4 protein-coding genes are annotated in these 5,482 nt (G+C 51.4%); 1 reads left to right on the plus strand and 3 read right to left on the minus strand.

The genetic code is table 11. The features are described 5' to 3' along the window. Positions 1-120: 120 nt before the first annotated feature. The 3 genes from QZR21_RS07780 to QZR21_RS07790 all read right to left on the minus strand — a co-directional run bounded on the left by QZR21_RS07780 (position 121) and on the right by QZR21_RS07790 (position 3,516). A complete protein-coding gene (locus tag QZR21_RS07780) occupies positions 121-1,776 on the minus strand; it encodes a phospho-sugar mutase (RefSeq protein WP_296974758.1) in 1,656 nt (551 codons plus the stop codon). A 280-nt stretch (positions 1,777-2,056) separates the two neighbouring features. Then, entirely contained in the window at positions 2,057-2,749 is a 693-nt protein-coding gene (locus QZR21_RS07785) for an amino acid ABC transporter permease (RefSeq protein WP_296099926.1), read from the minus strand. Between the two features lie 14 nt (positions 2,750-2,763). Next, positions 2,764-3,516: an amino acid ABC transporter ATP-binding protein gene (locus QZR21_RS07790; protein ID WP_296099924.1), complete on the minus strand. Its 753-nt coding sequence runs from the start codon at positions 3,514-3,516 to the stop codon at positions 2,764-2,766. A 471-nt stretch (positions 3,517-3,987) separates the two neighbouring features. Here QZR21_RS07790 and fba point away from each other — a divergent pair, with 471 nt between their 5' ends. Then, positions 3,988-4,920: a class II fructose-1,6-bisphosphate aldolase gene (gene fba / locus QZR21_RS07795; RefSeq protein ID WP_296099922.1), complete on the plus strand. Its 933-nt coding sequence runs from the start codon at positions 3,988-3,990 to the stop codon at positions 4,918-4,920. The last annotated feature ends 562 nt before the right edge of the window (positions 4,921-5,482 follow it).

A 5,482-nucleotide genomic window follows, 5' to 3' on the forward strand; every position in this document is an offset into this window, starting at 1 on the left:
GCTAAAGCTTTATTGAACCCCCGGTCCAACCGGGGGTTTTCTTTTTACAAAAAGGCGGCGCATTATGTTATGCGCCGCCAATACCGCCTGGCCATCAGCCCTGTCCGCAGAGCTGCTTTCCTATCCTTCCAGCCCGAATGCCTTCTCCCAGATGGCCTTATATTTCCGGAAGAGAGTCATAGCCTCTTCTTCATTCTTTCCTTTCAGTGAGTAATAGAATTTGATTTTCGGCTCCGTGCCGCTGGGGCGGATAGCCATCCAACCTTCCCCTTTCAGGTAGAACTTCAGTACATTTTCCCGAGGCAGGTCCCCCACCCCTTTTTCAAAGTCCACGGTTTCCGTAACAGGGGGGAAGAGTTTCTTCACATCCAAAGCTCTTGCCTGCTCCATGATGGACCGGATCTTTTCCTGCCCCTCAAGACCTTTCAGGGTGTAGGAAACGCTCCTGTCGTAATAATACCCATACCGTTCGTAAAGTTTTTCCAGTACGTCAATGAGGGTAAGTCCCTTTTCTTTAAAGTAAGCTGCCATTTCACAGATAGCCATGGCCGATACCACGGCATCCTTGTCCTGGGCATGGGTGCCAATGAGGTATCCGTAGCTTTCTTCATAGCCGAAGACGAAATCATGGGTGCTGTCCTGTTTCCACCGGCTGATTTTTTCACCGATGTACTTGAATCCGGTCAGCACTTCCACCACCTGCACATGGAAATCCCGGGCCACGTCGCCGCCCAGTTCACCGGTAACTACGGTTTTTACCATGGTAGAAGCAGGGGTGAGTTTTTCTTTTCTGGTAGTAAACAGGAAATAAGCCAGAAGAGCGCCCATCTGGTTTCCGGTGATCAGTTCAAAATGGTCTCCCCTGCGGGCAGCCGCGCCGATGCGGTCGCTGTCCGGATCTGTACCGATCACGATGTCTGCCCCTTCTTTTTCTCCCAGTTCGATGCCCAGCGTAAGGGCTTCCTTATTTTCCGGATTTGGGGATTTGACGGTGGGGAAATCGCCATCCGGCAGTTCCTGTTCCTTTACCACCTTCACATCACGGAAGCCGGCTTTTTCAAGAATGCGCCGTACCGGCCTGTTTCCACTTCCATGAAGCGGTGTATAGACCACCGAAAGGGGCGGCGGATTTCCTTTGTACCAGGACTGTCGAAAAGCGGCATCAAGGAAAAGGTCCACCACGTCCTGGTCCAGCCAGGTAATAAGGCTTTCCTTTCCCTCATCCTCAATATGGGACAGATCCTTGACCGCTTCCACGTAAGTCGTGAGCACATCGGCCTTCGCTGGCACCAGCTGCCCTCCGTCCGGTCCATAGACTTTGTAGCCGTTGTACTCCGGCGGATTATGGCTGGCGGTAATGACAATGCCTCCCAGCGCCCGGAAATGCTTCACGGAAAAAGAAAGCACCGGAATCGGTTCCAGCTCCTTGAAAATACGAACCGGTATGCCCGCCGCCGTCAGAACGGAAGCTGCTTCTACCGCAAACTCCCGGGAGTGGTTCCGGGAATCGTAGGCAATGACGACGCCCCTATCCAGTTCCGCCGGAAAGGTATGGTGAAGGTAATCCGCAAACCCCTTCGATGCCCGGGCCACAGTGTATCGGTTCATCCGATTTGTACCGGCTCCCATGATTCCCCGGAGTCCGGCTGCCCCGAATTCCAGGTCTTTGTAAAAGCGGTCTTCTATATCCTTTTCATTATGGAGAGAAAGGAGCTCTTCCTTCGTTTTGTCATCGGCCCAGGAGAGCCAGTTTTCATAGTTCTCTTTATATCCCATTTCGCACCTCTTCTATGTTTAATCTGTTTCTTTATTATATCAGTTTATAAAGAGGAAGGTAGTGGAAAATAGGGGAAGGGAAACGGCTTCAGCGAAGTGACTGAAAAAGTAAAGAGACTAAGGGAAGCGCCGCAGGCCTGGCATCCATATTCCTTCTTTAAGTCCAGGCGGCAGCCTTAGCCCTGGCCGTCAGACCGTAGCCATCCCCGGCCGAAGCCCCTGCCCATTTCTCCAATAAAAAACAGCAGGAGCCTATTCACTCCTGCTGCCACAAGCCCAATTATCTTACGCTCTTCACCTTGAGCCGCCGTTCCAGCACCCGGAGGCACATGGATACGAAGAAGGTCATGATGAAGTAGTACAGTGCCACGATAACCAGCGGCGGGAATGGCTGGAAGCTGATGCCCTGGATGGTGGTGGCTGTATACATGAGGTCTGCCATGCCGATGACGGAGACCTGGGACGATTCCTTGATAAGGGTGACAAACTCATTGCCGATGACCGGGAGAATATTCCGGATAGCCTGGGGAATGATGATACGTACCATGGATTCCCATTTCGAGAAGCCCAGGGACATGGCCCCTTCCAGCTGGCCCTTCGGAATGGACTCGATACCGGAACGGACGATTTCACATTCGTAGGCCCCGGAATTGATGATGAGTGCCAGGACGCCGGCCGATAGACGTTCGAAGTCCACGCCCAGGATCTGGAAACTGGGGAAATGGATGCCCAGGAACGGGAGTCCGAAGAATACGAGGGAAATCTGTACCAGCACAGGGGTACCGCGGATAACTTCCACGTACACCGCTGCAATGGCCTGGAGAATTTTGATGCCTGAAATCTTCATGAATGCCAGGACAATCCCCAGAAGGAGTCCGAAGAAGCAGGACAGAAGAGAAATAATGATGGTGATTTTCACACCTGACATAAATATGTCATTATATTTCACCGCAGTATCTATAACCATATCCATAGGGTACCATCTCCTTAAATATCCGCATGAAGCAGCCGCTTCAGGAATGTCTGTGTTCTTTCTTCTTTTGGATGGGTAAAGATATCTTCCGGATTTCCTTCTTCCACAATATAGCCTTTATCCATGAAAACCACGTGGCTCGAAACGCTTCTGGCGAACTGCATTTCATGGGTTACCACCACCATGGTCATGCCGGCCAGGGCTACTTCCTTCATGACCGTCAGCACGTCGCCAACCAGTTCCGGATCCAGGGCCGAAGTGGGTTCATCAAAAAGAAGCATCTTCGGCTTCATGGCCAAAGCCCGGGCGATGGCCACACGCTGCTGCTGGCCGCCGGAAAGCTGGCCGGGATAATAGTCCGCCCGTTCCGCCAGTCCCACCCGATCCAGAAGCTCCATGGCCTCTTCCTTTGCCTGGGCCTTTGGCAGCTTCTTGATATGCACCGGCGCATACATCACATTTTCCACCGCCGTAAACATGGGGAACAGGTTAAAGGACTGGAACACCATGCCCACATCCCGGCGGAGCATCTTCACGTCCGTCTTTTCGTTGACCTTCTTCCCCTCAAACCAGAGCTCACCGCCCGTCGGCTTTTCCAGGAGATTCAGGCAGCGGAGGAATGTACTCTTCCCGGATCCCGAAGGTCCGATAATGGTGCACACTTCTCCGTTTTCAATGCTCATGCTGATGTCCTTCAGCACTTCCACCTTGCCAAAGGATTTTTTCAAATGTTTTATTTCGTAAATGATGTCTTTTTTGTCTGCCATAGTTCTCACGTCCTTCTGTTTGACAAGAATTTTAGCATAAATATACAGTTTAGTCAAGAAAAATTGCATAAATTTACATATATTTTGCATATCATGTACTTAGATTGCAACTTCATCCGGATGTTTGGGGCTAAAGGTTCCCGGTGAACTGCGCTTCGCCTGTTCACCGGGTGGTTGGTACTTCGCACCGGGGGCATAAGGTGGACCAGCCGCCAAAGTCGGCGATTCTACCTTACGTCCCCGCTTTCACGCGCAAAGCGGTGTAAAAGCCACAACCCGGTTGGCGAGCGCCAGCGATGCCAACCCACCACCTTTATGAACCATCTATGGGTTCAGCCCAAATCCAATACATACCCACGTCCCTTTTTCACTGGAAATCTCCCGGTCCATTCAGTATAATGAAGTTGAATCATTGCATGATTTTCCAGAATATGCAGATCATATGAAAACGTTTGAAAGGAAGGTATCACTATGCCGCTTGTAGGAACTACGGAAATGTTTAAGAAAGCCTATGAAGGCCATTATGCCATTGGTGCTTTTAACGTAAACAATATGGAAATCATCCAGGGCATCATGGAAGCTGCCAAAGAAGAAGAATCCCCTGTCATTCTCCAGGCTTCGGAAGGTGCCCGGAAATATGCGGGCCAGGAATATATTGTGGGCCTCGTAAAGATCGCGCTCCAGGATTATCCGGAAATCCCGACTGCCCTCCACCTGGATCACGGCTCTTCCTATGAAGTATGCAAAGCCTGCATTGATGGCGGATTTTCCTCTGTCATGTACGATGGCTCCAAGCATCCCTTCGAAGAAAACGTGAAAGTCACAAAGCAGATCGTAGAATACGCCCATGATAAAGGGGTCGTGGTGGAAGCGGAACTGGGCCGCCTCGCCGGCGTGGAAGATATGGTTTCCGTAGATGCCAAGGATGCCATTTTCACCGATCCCGACCAGGCCGCTGAATTCGTAGAACGGACCGGCTGTGACTCTCTGGCCATCGCCATCGGCACCAGCCACGGTGCCTATAAGTACAAAGGAGATCCCTACCTGGACTACGAACGGCTGGAAAAAGTGGGCAAGCTCCTTCCGGGCTACCCCATCGTCCTCCACGGTGCTTCCACGGTTATTCCGGAATTCGTAGAAAAATGCAATAAGTACGGTGGCAAAGTTCTCGGTGCGAAAGGCGTACCGGAAGACATGCTCCGGAAAGCTGCCACCATGGCGGTCTGCAAAATCAATATCGACACCGATATCCGCCTTGCCATGACCAGCGCCATTCGGGAAGCCCTGTACAAGGATCCCTCCAACTTCGATCCCAGAAACTATCTGAAACCTGCCAGAGAAGCAGTCAAACAGATGGTTATGCATAAGATTGAAGCAGTCCTCGGATCAGCCCACACCATCTGATTGAATCTTAACTGAAAAACACCGATTGACCATTTCCTGTGAATAAGTCAATCGGTGTTTTTATTATAGGGTAAATGATGTATATCTGCCCCAACGTATGTATGGGGCTAAAGGTGGTGGGTGAACATCGCTTCGCTCGTTCACCGGGTTGTAGGTGCTTCGCACCGGGAGCATAAGGTTCTATAGCGGCTTCGCCGCTGTTCGTTAGCCTTCTTTTCTGGGAAAGAGGTAGGTTAGCTGAGGGGTGTGCCGCAGGCCGATTCTATGCACCGCCAGCCGCTAAAGAAAAGCCCCTCTTTTTTAAAGGGGGATGTCACGCAGTGACAGAGGGATTCTGATGGGCTCCGCCTTTAGAGTTGTAACACCGTCACAGGCACTTAGCAGAAAGATCTCTCGACTCTTCGTAGCTGTAGCGATTTTTTACTGCGGTACCACTTTGGCGTGTACCACCGCTCGAGATGACGAGTTAAGGGTAGTGCTAGTTAATGCAGTGAAACTGCTGGTCGTTAGCCTCCTTCCTTGGAAGGCGAGGGTCCTGCAGAGGACCCTCGAGCCGGGCCCC

Origin of the sequence: uncultured Dialister sp., from assembly GCF_900541605.1 — a bacterium.
Taxonomy (GTDB): domain Bacteria; phylum Bacillota; class Negativicutes; order Veillonellales; family Dialisteraceae; genus Dialister.